At 69.0% G+C, this 15,469-nt stretch carries 13 protein-coding genes; 6 read left to right on the forward strand and 7 right to left on the reverse strand.

Annotated features, from left to right (window positions below; all coding sequences use genetic code 11):
* Position 1: 1 nt before the first annotated feature.
* Together ACEJ41_RS05950 and ACEJ41_RS05955 are read left to right on the forward strand one after the other, a co-directional pair.
* Complete coding sequence (locus ACEJ41_RS05950) at positions 2–619, forward strand: rhomboid family intramembrane serine protease (RefSeq protein WP_374013863.1); 618 nt, start codon at positions 2–4, stop codon at positions 617–619.
* A 147-nt stretch (positions 620–766) separates the two neighbouring features.
* The gene (locus tag ACEJ41_RS05955; protein WP_374013864.1) at positions 767–1,534 is read left to right on the forward strand and encodes a histone H1-like repetitive region-containing protein; all 768 of its coding nucleotides are present in this window, start codon (positions 767–769) and stop codon (positions 1,532–1,534) included.
* Between the two features lie 119 nt (positions 1,535–1,653).
* Here ACEJ41_RS05955 and ACEJ41_RS05960 read toward each other — a convergent pair whose 3' ends face one another.
* Positions 1,654–1,812 (reverse strand): hypothetical protein, encoded by a 159-nt coding sequence (locus ACEJ41_RS05960; protein WP_374013865.1) that lies wholly within the window; start codon positions 1,810–1,812, stop codon positions 1,654–1,656.
* 180 nt (positions 1,813–1,992) lie between these two features.
* Between ACEJ41_RS05960 and ACEJ41_RS05965 the strand changes: the two genes are divergently transcribed.
* Together ACEJ41_RS05965 and ACEJ41_RS05970 are read left to right on the forward strand one after the other, a co-directional pair.
* Entirely contained in the window at positions 1,993–2,283 is a 291-nt protein-coding gene (locus ACEJ41_RS05965; RefSeq protein WP_374013866.1) for a GNAT family N-acetyltransferase, read from the forward strand.
* Positions 2,284–2,288: 5 nt separating this feature from the next.
* A complete protein-coding gene (locus tag ACEJ41_RS05970; RefSeq protein ID WP_374013868.1) occupies positions 2,289–3,122 on the forward strand; it encodes a hypothetical protein in 834 nt (277 codons plus the stop codon).
* A gap of 125 nt (positions 3,123–3,247) precedes the next feature.
* On the opposite strand, the gene ACEJ41_RS05975 is transcribed toward ACEJ41_RS05970, so the two are convergent.
* From ACEJ41_RS05975 to ACEJ41_RS06000, 6 genes are all read right to left on the reverse strand, one after another.
* On the reverse strand, positions 3,248–5,431 hold the full coding sequence (locus ACEJ41_RS05975; protein WP_374013869.1) for a M3 family metallopeptidase: 2,184 nt from the start codon (positions 5,429–5,431) through the stop codon (positions 3,248–3,250).
* A 95-nt stretch (positions 5,432–5,526) separates the two neighbouring features.
* Positions 5,527–6,309, reverse strand: coding sequence for a ferredoxin--NADP reductase (locus tag ACEJ41_RS05980; RefSeq protein WP_374013870.1), 783 nt, complete (start codon positions 6,307–6,309; stop codon positions 5,527–5,529).
* A 95-nt stretch (positions 6,310–6,404) separates the two neighbouring features.
* Positions 6,405–7,586, reverse strand: coding sequence for a PQQ-dependent sugar dehydrogenase (locus ACEJ41_RS05985; protein WP_374013871.1), 1,182 nt, complete (start codon positions 7,584–7,586; stop codon positions 6,405–6,407).
* 25 nt (positions 7,587–7,611) lie between these two features.
* Positions 7,612–9,486 carry an ABC transporter ATP-binding protein gene (locus ACEJ41_RS05990; protein ID WP_374013872.1) on the reverse strand — a complete coding sequence of 625 codons (1,875 nt, stop codon included), beginning with the start codon at positions 9,484–9,486 and terminating at the stop codon, positions 7,612–7,614.
* Positions 9,487–9,754: 268 nt separating this feature from the next.
* On the reverse strand, positions 9,755–10,189 hold the full coding sequence (locus ACEJ41_RS05995; RefSeq protein WP_374013873.1) for a cytochrome c: 435 nt from the start codon (positions 10,187–10,189) through the stop codon (positions 9,755–9,757).
* 7 nt (positions 10,190–10,196) lie between these two features.
* On the reverse strand, positions 10,197–10,601 hold the full coding sequence (locus ACEJ41_RS06000; RefSeq protein WP_374014081.1) for a cytochrome c: 405 nt from the start codon (positions 10,599–10,601) through the stop codon (positions 10,197–10,199).
* Positions 10,602–10,834: 233 nt separating this feature from the next.
* On the opposite strand from ACEJ41_RS06000, the gene ACEJ41_RS06005 reads away from it, so the two are divergent.
* Entirely contained in the window at positions 10,835–11,983 is a 1,149-nt protein-coding gene (locus ACEJ41_RS06005; protein WP_374013874.1) for an efflux RND transporter periplasmic adaptor subunit, read from the forward strand.
* Positions 11,983–15,465, forward strand: coding sequence for an efflux RND transporter permease subunit (locus ACEJ41_RS06010; protein WP_374013875.1), 3,483 nt, complete (start codon positions 11,983–11,985; stop codon positions 15,463–15,465). The genes ACEJ41_RS06005 and ACEJ41_RS06010 overlap by 1 nt, the downstream gene beginning before the upstream one ends.
* Positions 15,466–15,469: the final 4 nt, after the last annotated feature.

Consider the following 15,469-nt stretch of genomic DNA (forward strand, 5'->3'; position numbering starts at 1 on the left):
CATGTCGCCGTTCGTTACCATCATCCTGATTGCCGCCACCGCGCTGGTGTCCTGGCTCGCCTTCAACAACCGCCGCCTGGCGGACAGGCTGATCCTGTGGCCGCCGGCGGTGGCCAAGCGCCATGAATACTGGCGGCTGGTGAGCTACGGCTTCCTGCATGCGGACCTGCCGCACCTGCTGTTCAACATGGTCACCCTGTTCTTCTTCGGCCGGCTGATCGAACAGGTGATGCTGCAACTGACCGGCAGCATGCTGACTTATCCCTTGTTCTACCTTGGCGCGCTGCTGGTCTCGATCCTGCCCAGCTACCTGAAGAACCAGGACAACCCCAACTACTTCAGCCTGGGCGCGTCCGGCGCGGTCTCCGCGGTGCTGTTCGCCTTCATTCTGATCTCGCCGTGGTCGCTGATCTTCGTGTTCTTCATCCCGGCCCCGGCGATCATCTACGCCGTGTTCTATGTCGGCTACAGCCTGTGGATGGACCACAAGGGTGGCGACCGGATCAACCACAGCGCACACCTGCCCGGGGCGGCGTTCGGGGTGATCTTCATGCTGGCGATGGAGCCGCGCCTGGGCCAGGTGTTCCTCGCCGAGCTGCTGAATCCGCGCCTGGGCTGACGCGCACGCTCACCGCGCCTGCATGCGACCCATGCCAGCCTCCGGGGTACCCCCAAGACGGAGGCGAGCATGGCAACCCGCAACGCACCACGCACCAGGACGTCCAAAGCCCGCACGAATACCAAGGCGGCGCCCACCAAGGCGCCCGTGAAGGCTCCTGCGAAGAAGGCTCCGACCCGGAAGGCGCCTGCGAAGAAGGCGCCGGCGAAGAAGGCACCAGGCAAGTCCGATACGCCACGCGCCGCGACGGCCCGGGCCGTCAAGACCGCCACCAGGAAGGCCGCCACCAAGCGGGTGGCCACGAAGAAGGCCGCCACGAAGAAGACCGCCACGAAGAAGACCGCCACGAAGAAGACCGCCACGAAGAAGGCCGCCACGAAGAAGGCCGCCACGAAGAAGGCCGCCACGAAGAAGGCCGCCACCAGTGCGCGGACAGGCGTGTCGAAGCGCGCGGCAAGCGCGGCCAAGGTGGTCTCGAAAAAGCCTGTCGCCAGGAAGGTGGCGGCAAAAAAGGCGGTATCGAAGAAGGCCGCACCGAAGAAGGCCGCACCGAAGAAAACCGTAGCCAAGAAGGCTGCACCCCGGAAGGCGGTGGCCAGCAACGCCGCGCCGAAGAAGGCTGCCACCAGCAAGGCGCCCGCCAGGAAGGCTGCAAGCAAGCGCGCGGCGGTGCGCAAGCAGGCGCTGAAGACCACCCAGGCCCTGCTGCAGGCACACCAGGAGCAGGCGCGCCAGACGCCGGCGTGGCGGCTGCTGGACGAGCACGCCCATCAGCCCGCGATCGACGGCCATGTTTCGCCGGAAGCCGAGGCCAAGGCGCTGGAGCTGCATGCGGGAGAAAGCCGGATGCGCGCCATCCAGGGCAGTGCCAGTACCCATGACCGTCGCAACCAGCGCAAGCGCGACCGACGCTGATGGACGAGTGCCTGTGATGATTGGTGCCGCGTAGCCAGCCGGGCGGCCGGGTCGCTGGCCACTCACCAGCAGGCGAGGCGGGTGGAGCGGGGCGCAGGTCCGCGCCCCGTCAGGTCAGGTCAGGCAGCGACCGCGTAGGTTTCCATCAGGCGGTCATAGACCTCGCGGGTCAGCTGCTGGAATTCCCAGCTGTCGGTGCGGCCGTTCATGACCAGCTGGTAAAGGCCTTCAAGCAGGGTGGCGTCGTTGATGGAATCGCTGGGCTGGGAAGCATTCATGCCTGGCTCCGTCGTTGTCGCTGGTTGCGTTACCGGCGAATGACGCAGAACCCGTGCCAACCCCGCCAACGGCCCGCCAACCCGTCGCCTGCGTATGGGGATTCCTCACTGTCCACGCACGGCTGGCCGGCATAATGTGACGCAAATTGTCGCCAATCGCCGCGTTTCCCGGAGGCATTAATGAACCCGTCCCCCCCGCCGCCGATCTCCCATGACGCCGCGCACCACCGTTTCCATCTCGAGCTGGATGGCCATCAGGCTGAGCTGCTGTATCGGCTGCAGGGCGGCGCCATGGTCATCGACCACACCGGAGTGCCGCCGGCCATCGGCGGCCGCGGGCTGGCGGGCCGGCTGGTACGTGAGGCCTTCGACCACGCCCGCGCGCAGGGCTGGGCAGTGGTGCCGGCGTGTGCGTATGCAGCCACCTGGGTGGCCCGGCATCCCGACTACGCCGGGCTGGTGGCCGGGTGAGTCGCATGCTCGGCACCAGGCTTGCGCTGCTGGCGGGGGGCACCATGGCGCTGCTGGCGGCTGGATGCGGACGGCAGCCACCGCCGACCGCGGCCACCCCGGCAGTGGAACCCGCGCCGCCGGCAATCACAGTGGAAGCGCCACCGCCGCCACCGCCGTCGCTGGACGAGGTGATCGAGCACGATCCGCGCTACGTGGTCGGCATCAGCTACCCCCAGGAAGCCGCGCAATGGCCTGGCCTGGCCAGGGTGTTGCACGACTACGCCGAGGCGGCCCGCGCCGAACTGGCCCAGGCGGTTGCCGGAGTGCAGGAGCCGCCGGCAGCGCCTTACGGGTTGTCGCTGGGCTTCCGCATCCTGGTGCAGACGCCGGAGGTGGTGGCGGTGGCCGCCGACGGCAGCCTGTACACCGGGGGAGCCCACGGCCAGCCGCTGCTGGAGCGCTTCGTCTGGCTGCCTGGCCACGACGCATTGCTGACCTCCGAACAACTGCTGGCGTCGCCGGATGGGTGGCAGGCGGTGGCCGACCATGTGGCCGAGCAACTGGCGACCGCCGCCCACACCCGCGCCGCCGACCCGTCGCTGGAGCCGGACGAGCGTCAGCGCCTGCTGCGCACCGCGCTGTCGAACATCGCTGCCGGAACCGAACCGCGGCCGGAGAATTTCGCCCGATTCGAGCCGGTGACGGCGGGCGAGGACGGCCGCATCACCGCGCTGCGGTTCGTGTTCCCGCCGTACCAGGTCGGCCCGTATGCCGCTGGCGTGCATGAGGCCGAGGTCCCGGCCGCGGTGCTGCTGCCCCATGTGGCTCCGGATTACCGGGGGCTGTTCGCGCCCTGATCATGCCCACGCGCGCGAAACGCGGCCGTGCGACTGCGCGGCATGCGCGATCCCGGCAGTGCATCAACACCGCGCCCGCTGCCAGGGCCGGATGCGACATCGGCCCCGTCAATGACTTGCACGCCTCAGCGTGGCGCCTGGTCCAGGCCGCGCTTGGCCAGCAACGGTTCGATGGCCGGATCGTGGCCGGCGAAGTCACGGAACAGTTGCATCGCGTCCTTGCTGCCGCCGCGCGACAGCAGGGTCGCACGCAGGTGGTCGCCGTTCTCCCGGGTGAGGCCGCCGTGGTTGCGCATCCAGTCGCGGGTGTTGGCGTCCAGCACTTCGGACCAGATATAGGCGTAATAGCCGGCCGAATAGCCGCCCATGATGTGGCTGAAGTAGGGCGTGCGGTAGCGCGGCGGCACCGGTGCGTAGGCGATGGCATCGGCGGCCAGGGCATCGGCCTCGAACTGCATCACCGCCTCGGCAGACGGCACCTGGTCGGGGCCGATCTGGTGCCAGCGCTGATCCAGCATCGCCGCGCCCAGGTACTCGGTGGTGGCAAAGCCCTGGTTGAACCTGGCCGCGGCCAGCACCTTGTCCAGCAGCGCCTGCGGCATCGACTCGCCCGTTTCGTGGTGCCTGGCGTAGTTGGCCAGCACCGACGGCCAGTCGGCCCACATCTCGTTGACCTGCGAGGGGAACTCGACGAAGTCGCGCGGCACGCTGGTGCCGCTGAAGTACGGATACTCCACGTCGGAGAACATGCCGTGCAGGGCGTGGCCGAACTCGTGGAACATCGTGGTCACCTCGTCCCAGGTCAGCAGGGTGGGGCCGCTGGCGGGCTTGGTGATGTTCTGGTGGTTGGCCACCACCGGCCTGGTGTCGCGCAACCCGGACTGGGACACGTAGGAATTCATCCACGCACCGCCACGCTTGGAAGCGCGTGCGTACGGGTCGAAGATGAAGATCGCCAGCTGGCTGCCGTCGGCGTCGAACACGTCGTAGGTCCAGGTATCCGGGTGGTACCTGGGCAGGTCGGTGCGTTCCTTGAAGGTGATGCCGTACAGCTGGGTGGCCGCGAACAGCACGCCGTTCTCCAGCACGTTCTTCATTTCCAGGTACGGCATGAGCTGCGATTCGTCGAAATCGTAGGTGGCCTGGCGCACCTTCTCGGCGTAGTAGGCCCAGTCCCACGGCGCGAGCTCGAAGGTGGGCTCGCCCTTGGCGGCCTGTTCGGCGTCGATCATCTTCTGCAGTTCGGCGGCCTCGCGCCTGGCGTTGGCCACCGCCGCCGGCGCCAGCTTGCCGAGCATCTCGTTGACCGCCTGCGGGGTCTTGGCGGTGGCTTCCTCCAGCGAGAACGCGGCGTGGTTCGGGTAGCCCAGCAACGCGGCGCGCTCGGCACGCAGCTTCATCACCTGGGCCACGATGGCGGTGTTGTCGTACTCGTTGCCGCGGGCGCCGCGGCTGACCGATGCCTCGTGGATGCGCCGGCGCGCCTGGCGGTCCTCAAGATAGGCCAGGGGCGGCTGCCCGGTGGTGTTGAGCAGGGTCACCACATACTTGCCGTCCAGGCCACGCTTGCCCGCCTCCTCGGCGGCAGCGGCGATTTGCGCGTCGGTCGAGCCGGCCAGCGCCTCGGCGCTGTCGAACACCACCGCCGAGGCGTTCACCTCGTTGAGCACGTTCTGGTCGAACTGCGTCCCCAGCCTGGCCAGCTCGGCGTTCATGTCCTTCAGCCGCGCCTTGTCCGCATCGGACAGGTTGGCGCCGGCACGGACGAAATCGGTGTAATAGCGTTCGACCAGGCGCACGCCTTCGGCATCCAGGCCCAGCCCGTTGCGCCCTTCATGCAGCGCCTTGATCCGCTCGAACAGCGCGCCGTCGAGCATGATCGCGTCGCGGTGGGCGGCGAACTTCGGCGAGTACTGGGCCTGCAACTGCTTGCGGGTGTCGTTGGTGTCGGTGCCCACCAGGTTGTAGAACACCGCGCGTGCGCGAGCCAGGGTGCGGCCGCTGTTCTCCATCGCGACGATGGTGTTGTCGAAGGTCGGCGCCTCGCTGCTGGAGGTAATCGCCTTGATCTGCTCCAACTGTTCGGCCATCCCGGCGTCAAATGCCGGCGCGAAGTGTTCGTCCGTGATCCGGTCGAACGGCGGGTACTGCAAGGGCAGCGCGCTTTCGGCGAAGAACGGATTGTCCTGGCTGGCCGCCGCAGCCTGGCTGGCGTCGGTGCCGGGCGCGGGCGCCTCGGTGCGGTTGCAGGCGGTCATGGTGATACCCAGGGCGGCGACGAGGGCCAGGGAGAGGGCGGTCTTCTGCATTGAAACGGTTCCTGAAGAAACAAACCGTCACAGCCTACTCCACGGGGCGGTACCGGCGCCCGTGACCAACGGCACAGGCCGGCGTGCGCAGTGTTCTATTTTTCGACGAATGCCCGCTCGAACACGTACTGGCCGGCGCTGCCGATGCGCGGCGAGGCGGTGAAGCCGCGGCTGTCCAGCAGGGCGCGGAAATCGGCCAGCATCTGCGGGCTGCCGCAGACCATGGCGCGGTCGTGTGCGGGATCCAGCGGCGCCAGGCCCAGGGTCTGCATCATCGCGCCGCTGGCCATCAGCTCGGTGAGGCGGCCGCGGTTGGGGAAATCCTCGCGGCTGACCGCCGGGTAGTAGAGCAACTGGCGGCCGATGGTATCGCCCAGGAACTCGTGCTGCGGCAGTTCCTTGCCGATGTAGTCGCGATAGGCCAGGTCGGCTGCGTTGCGCACGCCATGGCACACGATCACGCGCTCGAAGCGCTCGTAGGTTTCCGGATCCTTGATCACCGACAGCCACGGCGCCAGCCCGGTGCCGGTGCCCAGCAGGTACAGGTTGCGGCCCGGATGCAGGTCGCTGATCAGCAGGGTGCCGGTTGGCTTGCGCCCCACCAGCAGGCTGTCGCCGGGGCGGATGTGCTGCAGGCGCGAGGTCAGCGGGCCGTGGGGCACCTTGATGCTGAAGAACTCGAGCTGCTCTTCCCAGTTGGCACTGGCGATGGAGTACGCCCGCAGGATGGGTTTGCCGGCCTCGGTGGGCAGGCCGATCATCACGAACTGGCCGTTGTCGAAGCGGAAACCGTCGTTGCGGGTGGTGGTGAAGCTGAAGTAGTCGTCGGTCCAGTGACGGACGTCGAGCACTGTCTCAGTGCCGTAGGCGGAAGACATCGGAGGAAAGGTCGTGGGGGGATGTTCGCAGGCCATTGTAGCCGACGCCCATCCCCCCGCCTTGCGCCAGGTCAATCCGCGCCGGGATCGGCCACTCAGCCCTGCGGCGGTTGCAGCCGCAGCAGCTTGCCGTCGGCCTCGTCGGTGACCAGGTAGATGATGCCGTCGGCGGCCACCCGCACGTCGCGGATGCGCTCGCCAAAATCCTGCAGCAGCCGCTCCTCGCCGACCACCCGGTCGCCTTCAAGCTGCAGCCGGATCAGCTGGCGCTGCGCCAGTGCGCCCAGGAACAGGCTGTCGTTCCAGGGTGCGCCGGGGCGTCCGGTGTAGAAGGCCATGCCGGACAGCCCGGGCGAGACCTCGAACACGAAATGCGGTGGCTCGATACCCGGCTTCTCCTTGCCGGTGGCCTCCGGGATCGGCTGCCCGGAATAGTCGATGCCGTGGGTGACCAGCGGCCAGCCGTAGTTGGCGCCCGGCTGCGGAAGGTTGATCTCGTCGCCGCCGCGCGGGCCGTGCTCGCTTTCCCACAGCTTGCCGGTACGCGGATCGATGGCCATGCCCTGCATGTTGCGGTGGCCGTAACTCCAGATCTCGGCGCGGGCATCGTCGCGGCCGACGAAGGGGTTGTCGGCCGGGATGCTGCCGTCCAGGTTCAGGCGCACCAGCTTGCCTTGCAGCTTGTCCAGCTCCTGCGCCATCGCACGCAGGGTGCGGTCGCCCTGGCTGATGAACACGTGGCCCTGGTCGTCGAAGGCCAGGCGCGAGCCGTAGTGGTTCTCGGTATTGACCTTGGGTTCCTGCCGGTAGATCACCTGCAGGTCCGCCAGCCCGTCCTCGCCCAGCGTGGCATGGGCCGCGGCGGTGCCGGACAGCCCGTTGTCGCCGGGCTCGGCGTAGGTGAGGTAGATGCGCCGGCTCTGGGCGAAGTCCGGCGCCAGGGCCACGTCGAGCAGCCCGCCCTGGCCGCGCGCCGCCACCGCCGGTACCCCCGCCAATGGGGCAGAGACGGTGCCGTCGGCGGCGACCTTGCGCAGCGCACCGCCGCGCTCGGTGACCAGGAAGCCGCCTTCGGCCAGCGGCAGCACCGCCCACGGATGGGACAGGCCGCGGGCCACCACCTCGAGCGTGGCTTCGCCCTTGACGCTGGCGACCTGGCGCACCTGTTCGACCGGTGCCGGTTCGGGCGCCTGGGTGGTCTGGGCAGGCTGGCACGCCGCAAGGGCGGCTGCGAGGGCGAAGGCGAGGGTGGTGCGTGCGTGGATGGCCGGGCGCATGGGGTTGGTCCTGCAGGGCGAAAGCTCAACGATATCCGGCCGCCTGCAGTTCGAACAACTCGGCGTAACGTCCGCCCTGCGCCATGAGTTCGTCATGCGTGCCGCTGGCTTCAACCCGGCCGCCGGCCAGCACCAGGATGCGGTCGGCCATGCGCACGCTGGAAAAGCGGTGCGAGATCAGCACCGCGGTGCGCTGGCGGGAGAGCTCCTTGAAGCGCTGGAACACTTCGAACTCGCTGCGCGCGTCGAGCGCGGCCGTGGGCTCGTCCAGGATCATCACCTGGGCATCGCGCATGTAGGCGCGGGCGATGGCCAGCTTCTGCCATTGCCCGCCGGACAGGTCCACGCCGCTCTTGAAGCGGCGGCCGATCAGTTGCGCGTAGCCGTCCGGCAGCGTGTCGATCACCTCGTCGGCCAGGGCGCGGTGCGCGGCGCTGAGGATGCGGGCTTGGTCGTCGATGGCCTCCACCCGGCCCACGCCGATGTTCTCGGCGGCACTGAGGTGGTAGCGGACGAAATCCTGGAAGATCACACCCGTGTTGGCGCGCAGGTCGTCCAGGTCATAGTCGCGCAGGTCGCGGCCGTCGAGCAGGATGCGGCCCTCGTCCGGGTCGTACAGCCGCGCCAGCAGCTTGACCAGGGTGGTCTTGCCGGCGCCGTTCTCGCCCACCAGGGCCAGCACCTCGCCGGCGCGCAGTTCGAATTGCAGCCCGCGCAGCACCCAATTCTCCGCACCCGGGTAGCGGAAGCCCACGTTCTCGAACACGAAGCCGCGTTCGATCGGCCGCGGCACCGGCAGCGCGTCCGGCCTGGAGGCGATCTCCGGCCGGATCTCGAAGAAGGAGAACAGGTCGTCCAGGTACAGCGCCTGCCCGGCGACCTGCGAAAACCCGATCAGCAGCCCTTCCAGCAACTGGCGCAGGCGGCGGAAGCTGCCGGCCAGGAAGGTCAGGTCGCCGATGCTGAAATCGCCGCGCACCGTGCGCCAGGCGATGTAGGCATAGGCCACGTAGTAGCCCAGCGTGCCCAGCGCGGCCAGCAGGGTGCCCCACAACGCGCGGCGCCGGGCCAGGGCGCGGTTGGCCAGGTAGAACTTGTCGGCCAGCACCCGGTAGCGGTCGATCAGGAAACGGTGGAGGTTGAAGATCTTCACCTCCTTGGCCGTTTCCACGCTGGCACCGGTCTGGCGCAGGTATTCGAGCTGGCGGCGCTCCGGCGTCCACTGGTGGTTGAGCGAATAACCCAGCGCGTTGAAGTGCGCCTCGCCGATGAAGGCCGGCACCAGCGCCACCGCCAGCAGTGCAATGAGCCAGGGCGCATAGATCATCAGGCCGATGGCAAAGCTGACCACGGTGATCGCATCCTGGAGCTGGCCGAACAGCTGGCTCATCAGGTTCATCCGGCTCATGGTCTGGCGCCGGGCGCGGTCCAGCTTGTCCTGCAGGTCCGGGTCCTCGAAGTCCTCCAGGTCCAGGGTGGCGGCATGCTCCATCAGGCGGATGCTGCTGGCGTTGGTGAACAGCTCCGAGAGCAGGCCGTCGGTATAGCCGACCAGCCGGCCCAGCAGGTCCGACACCACCGCCAGCACCAGCTCCACCCCCAGCAGCCACAACAGCGGATCAAGCTGGCCGCTGCGCAGGGCCGTGCCCAGGGCGTCGAAGCCCAGGTCCAGCCCGACCAGGCGGATGGCCTCGTCGATGATCAGCTTGCCGATGTAGAGCATGACCACCGGCATCAGCGCGCGCAGCAGGCGCAGGCACAGGCTGGCCAGGGTCAGGCCCGGGCTGGTCTTCCAGATCTGGCGCAGGAACGGCGGCAGGTTGCGCATCGCATCGAAGCGCTCGCGCAGGCTGGGGTTGCTGCGTGGGCCGGCCGCGCCGGCGTGGGCATGGGAGGACATCGGTGCATTGTGCCGGCTTGGGCTGCCGGACGCGCAACTACAGCTACGATGTAATGACCCAGTGATGTCCTGCTCAGGTACTACCTTTTCGCGGCGAGCACCGCACGGGGGAGTGCGATGCGCCCCGAAGGCTAAAGACATGCGGGTGGATGCAGGGCCCGGGTCAACGCCGTCGTCCTGTGCGGGGAGGCATTCCGGGGTAATACCCCGAGAAAACAAGAAGGCCCGCAGATGCGGGCCTTCGTTTGTCGCCGGATGCGCGGGCCGCTCAGTACAGGCCGTGCAGGTCGCGCAGTTGCGAGGGGCGCGAGGCGAAGTAGGCGGCCAGGTCGGCGATGTCCTGGTCGCTCAGGTCCGTGGCCTGCGGCGTCATCAGCGCATGCTGGCGGTCGCCACTGCGGTAGTCCTGCAGCGCGTGGCCGAGGTAGTCGGCGTACTGGCCGCCGAGCTTGGGGTAGGTGGCGTCGATCGGGACGTTGCCGTCCGCGCCGTGGCAGTCGATGCAGCTCTGGCCGGTGGCCTTGCCCTTGGCATTGGCCAGTTGCTCGCCGATGGCGATGCGGCCCTCGGGCAGGCCGGCCGAAGAACTGCTGGCAACGCCTTCTTCCGCGGCGTGGGAACCACCCTGTCCGGAACAGGCCGCCAGGGCGAGGATGGCGGTCAGGGCGATGGCGAGGCGCGGGGCGTACACGGCTGTCGACATGGGCTGCTTACTTGAGGGTGGACAGGAAGGCGGTGATGTCGGCGATGTCCTGGGCCGAGAAGCTCTGGGCCTGGGCGCGCATCGTCGGGTGCTTGCGCTGGCCCTGCTGGTACTCGTGCAGGGCCTGCGACAGGTACTCGGCCGACTGGCCGGCGATCTTGGGCACCTTGTAGCTGGGGTAGGCGTTCTTGTACCCGGTGATGCCATGGCAGCCGATGCAGGTGTAGCTCAGCGTGCGGCCGCGCTCGGCGTCGCCGGTGGCCGGCTGGGCAGGTGCTGCGGCGGCGGGCGCTTCGACAGCGGCCGGTGCGTCGGCCGGCACGGCCTCCTGCGCTGCTGGGGTGTCCTGGGCAGCAGCGACGGGCACGGCGGTGATCAGGGCGAGGCAGGCGGCTAACGGCAGCAGGCGCATCATTCTGTGGTCCGGATCGGATTGCGGCGGGATCGCCCGCGGCGGATCAACCCCTTCGCCGCGCAGCCGGAGCAGTATAGCCGCGCGTTGCCGCTGGCGGAAACTCGCGCCGGTGGGCCGCGGTCCCGCATCATCCCCCGGCGGTCACCATGACCTTCGGCGCATGGCGTCGATCCGGGCGGGTGATCTACTTGCATACAACACCTGATCACGCCCGCTCCGGACCCGCCCGCATGCCCATCTCCATGGATCGCCACGTCCTTCTCCACGCCCGGTCCCGGATCGGCATCACCCTGGCGGCGGCAGCGCTGCTGTTGCTGGTCGCCTGCAAGCCCGGCGCGCAGCCGGACAAGGCCGATGCCGACAAGGCGCCCGATGCCGTGCCGGTGGAGGTGGTACCTGCCAGCCGCCGCGCCATCGCCGCCAGCTACACCGGCACTGCCGCGTTGGAGCCGCGCGCCGAATCGCAGGTGGTGGCCAAGACCTCGGGCGTGGCCCTGGCGGTGCTGGTGGAGGTGGGTCAGCAGGTCGAGGCCGGGCAGCCGCTGGTACGCCTGGATGCCGACCGCGCACGCCTGGCCGTGGCCCAGAGCGAGGCGCAGATGCGCAAGCTGGAGAACAACTACCGCCGCGCCCGGCAACTGGCCGAGCAGCAGCTGATCAGCGCCGGCGAAGTGGACCAGATGCGCTACGACCTGGAGAACGCGCGCGCCCAGTACAACATGGCTGCGCTGGAACTTTCCTACACCACGGTGGTGGCGCCGTTGTCGGGCGTGGTGGCCTCGCGCGAGATCAAGCCGGGCAACTTCGTGCAGATCAACTCGCCGATCATCCGCATCGTGGACAGCAGCCGGCTGGAAGCCACGCTCAACGTGCCCGAGCGCGAGATCGCCAAGCTCAAGCCTGGCCAGGCGGTGGAGCTGGTGGCCGATGCGCTGCCGGGACGCAGCTTCACCGGAACGGTGGACCGGGTCGCGCCGGTAGTGGATGCCGGCACCGGCACCTTCCGCGTGGTGGCCGCGTTCCCCGGCGGCGGCGAGCTGCAGCCGGGCATGTTCACCCGCCTGAGCATCGGTTACGACCAGCGCGCCGACGCGCTGGTGGTGCCGCGTACTGCGTTGCTGGAGGACGGCGGCGCACCGGCGGTGTACGTGGTCCGCGACGGCAAGGCCGTGCGCACCGGGCTGGCGCTGGGCTACGACGACGCCGGTTGGATCGAGGTGCGCGACGGCCTGAAGGCCGGCGACGCGGTGGTGGTGGCCGGCAAGTCCGCGCTGCGCGACGGCACCGCGGTGCAGGTGCTGGAACAGGATGATGCCGCCAAGGCGCAAGCCGCCCCGGCCAAGGCGCAGGCCGCCGCGGCCGGCCAGGCGGTGCGCTGATGCCGGCGCACGATCCCCTCCCCACCGGGGGCGGGTTCGACCTGGTCGAATTCTCCACCCGTCGTCGCGTCACCATCGCGATGATGACGCTCACCCTGGTGCTGTTCGGCCTGATCTCGCTGTCGGCGCTGAAGGTGGAGCTGCTGCCGGACCTGAGTTATCCGACCCTGACCGTGCGCACCGATTACGAGGGCGCGGCGCCAGCCGAGGTGGAGACCCTGGTCTCGCGCCCGGCCGAAGAAGCACTAGGCATCGTCAAGGGGCTGCGCAACCTCAAGTCCGTCTCGCGCACCGGCCAGAGCGACGTGATCCTGGAGTTTGCCTGGGGCACGGACATGCAGCAGGCCGGGCTGGACGTGCGCGACAAGATGGAGACGCTGGAGCTGCCGCTGGATGCCAAGCCGCCGGTGCTGTTGCGCTTCAATCCCTCGACCCAGCCGATCATGCGCCTGGCGCTGTCCACCAGGCAGGAGGCAGGCGGCGAGGCCGAGGCGGTACGCCGGCTGATGGAGCTGCGCCGTTACGCCGAGGACGACCTCAAGCGCAAGCTGGAACCGGTCAGCGGGGTGGCCGCGGTGAAGGTCGGCGGCGGCCTGGAAGACGAAGTGCAGGTCGAGATCGACCAGCGCAAGCTGGCCCAGTTCGGGCTGTCGCTGGATACGGTGGTGCAGCGACTGCAGCAGGAGAACGTCAACCTGTCCGGTGGACGCCTGGAGGAAGGCACCCAGCGCTACCTGGTGCGCACGGTCAACCAGTTTTCCAGCGTCGAGCAGATGCGCGAGATGCTGCTGACCACCGCTGCCGGCTCTGGTGCGGGCTCCGCGGCCGGCGCCGAGAACCGGCAACTGATGACCGCCATCCTCGGCAGCCGCGACCCCAACGTGATCGCCGCGCTGCGCGGTGGCGAGGGCGGCGGCAGCGCCGGTGCTCCCGTGCGGCTGAAGGACGTGGCCGAGGTCTACCAGGGCTACCGCGAACGCGAGGCGGTGATCCGCAGCGGCGGCCACGAAGCGGTGGAGCTGGCGGTCTACAAGGAGGGCGATGCCAACACCGTGGCTACCGCCGATGCGCTGGAGGCCAGGCTGGAGTTGATCCGCGGGCAGATGCCGCAGGACATCGAGCTGACCGTGGTGGAGGACCAGTCGGTGTTCATCCGCCACGCCATTGCCGACGTCAAGCTGGACGCGGTGATCGGCGGGCTGCTGTCGATCCTGGTGATCTTCCTGTTCCTGCGCGATGCGTGGAGCACGTTCGTCATCTCGCTGTCGCTGCCGATCTCGATCATCACCACGTTCTTCTTCATGGGCCAGCTGGGGCTGAGCCTGAACGTGATGTCGCTGGGCGGCCTGGCCCTGGCCACCGGCCTGGTGGTGGACGATTCGATCGTGGTGCTGGAATCGATCGCCAAGGCGCGCGAGCGTGGGCTGGGCATGCTTGAGTCGGCCATCGCCGGCACCCGCGAGGTGTTCATGGCGGTGGTGGCTTCCACCCTGACCACCATTGCCGTGTTCCTGCCGCTGGTGTTCGTGGAAGGCATCGCCGGCCAGCTGTTCCGCGACCAGGCCCTGACCGTGTCCATCGCCATTGCGGTATCGCTGGTGGTGTCGATGACCCTGATCCCGATGCTCAGCGCGCTCAAGGGCCGTCCGCCACTGGAGTTTCCGGCCGAAGCGCCGGCCCCGGCATGGCGTCCGCAGAATCGCTGGCAGAAGCCGGTGGCCCTGGCCGGACGCGGCATCGGTGCGCTGCTGCGCGGCGGGTTCTACGCAGTGGTGTGGAGCGTGGTGCGCGTCTTCCGTGGTGCCGGCAAGGTGGCCGGCCCGGTGATGGGCAAGGCCAGCGACCTGGCGATGGCGCCGTACCGGCGTGCAGAGGCGGCGTACATGCGTGCCTTGCCGGCCGCGCTGCGGCGCCCGTGGCCGGTGCTGGGCGGCGCGGCGCTGGCGTTCGTGGCGACCATGGCCGTGGTGCCGCTGCTGGGCATGGACCTGATCCCGCAGCTTGCCCAGGATCGCTTCGAGATGACCGCCAAGCTGCCGCCCGGCACGCCGCTGGCGCAGACCGATGCACTGGTCCGCGAGGTCCAGCAGCGGCATGCCGAAGAACCCGGTGTGCGCCTGCTGTATGGCGTGTCCGGCACCGGCACGCGGCTGGACGCCAGCCCCACCGAGAGCGGCGAGAACATCGGCAAGCTGTCGGTGGTGATGAGCGATACCGCGCGCGAGGCCGAACTGGTGGACCGCCTGCGCCAGACCATGCGCGCCTGGCCGGCGGCGCAGGTGGACTTCGCCCGGCCCGAGCTGTTCGCGTTGTCGCCGCCGCTGGAGATCGAGGTCGAGGGCGACAGCCTGGAGGAGATCCGGGTGGCCGGCACGCGCCTGGCCGGGCTGCTGCGCGGCAATCCGCACTATGCCGACGTCAAGTCCACCGTCGAGCAGGGCTTCCCCGAGATACAGGTGCTGTTCGACCAGGATCGGGCCGCCGCGCTGGGCCTGACCACGCGCCAGATCGCCGACGCGGTGGTCAACAAGGTGCGCGGCAGCGTGGCCACCCGCTACAGCTACCGCGACCGCAAGATCGACGTGCTGGTGCGGGTGCGCGAATCGGAGCGCTCGTCGGTGGACGACATCCGCCGGCTGGTGGTCAACCCGACCGGCAGCGCGCCGGTGGAGCTGGGTTCGGTGGCCGATGTGGTGTCCACCACCGGGCCCAGCGAGATCCACCGCGTGAACCAGCGCCGCGTGGCCATCGTCTCGGCCAACCTGCGCGGCATCGACCTGGGCACGGCGATCACCGAGGTCCAGCAGATGGTGGCCGATGCGCCGCTGGGCACCGGCGTGGACATGCACATCGGCGGCCAGGGCGAGGAGCTGGGCGAGTCGGTGCGTTCGCTGCTGTTCGCGTTCGCCCTGGCGGTGTTCCTGGTCTACCTGGTGATGGCCTCGCAGTTCGAATCGCTGCTGCATCCGTTCGTGATCCTGTTCACCATCCCGCTGGCCCTGGTGGGCGCGGTGGCGGCGCTGCTGCTGGCGCGCTCGCCGGTATCGGTGGTGGTGTTCATCGGCGTGATCCTGCTGGTCGGCCTGGTGGTGAAGAACGCGATCATCCTGATCGACAAGGTCAACCAGTTGCGCGAGGCCGGCGTGGCCAAGCGCGAGGCACTGGTGGAGGGCGCGCGCTCGCGCCTGCGCCCGATCATGATGACCACCCTGTGCGCGGTGTTCGGCTTCCTCCCGCTGGCGCTGGCCTTCGGCGAGGGTGCCGAGGTGCGCTCGCCCATGGCCATCACCGTGATCGGCGGCCTGCTGGTATCGACCCTGCTGACCCTGCTGGTGATCCCGGTGGTGTACGACCTGCTGGACCGCAAGCCGGACGCCTATTACGCCGAACGCGGCCGCCGCGCCCGCCGCGACGCGGCGCACGCCGCGCAGGTGATCGCGCACGAGCACGACGCCCTGGGCGATGGCGCGGGCAGGGGCTGAGGCG

This window comes from Pseudoxanthomonas koreensis (genome assembly GCF_041890415.1).
GTDB classification, from domain to species: Bacteria; Pseudomonadota; Gammaproteobacteria; order Xanthomonadales; family Xanthomonadaceae; genus Pseudoxanthomonas; species Pseudoxanthomonas koreensis_A.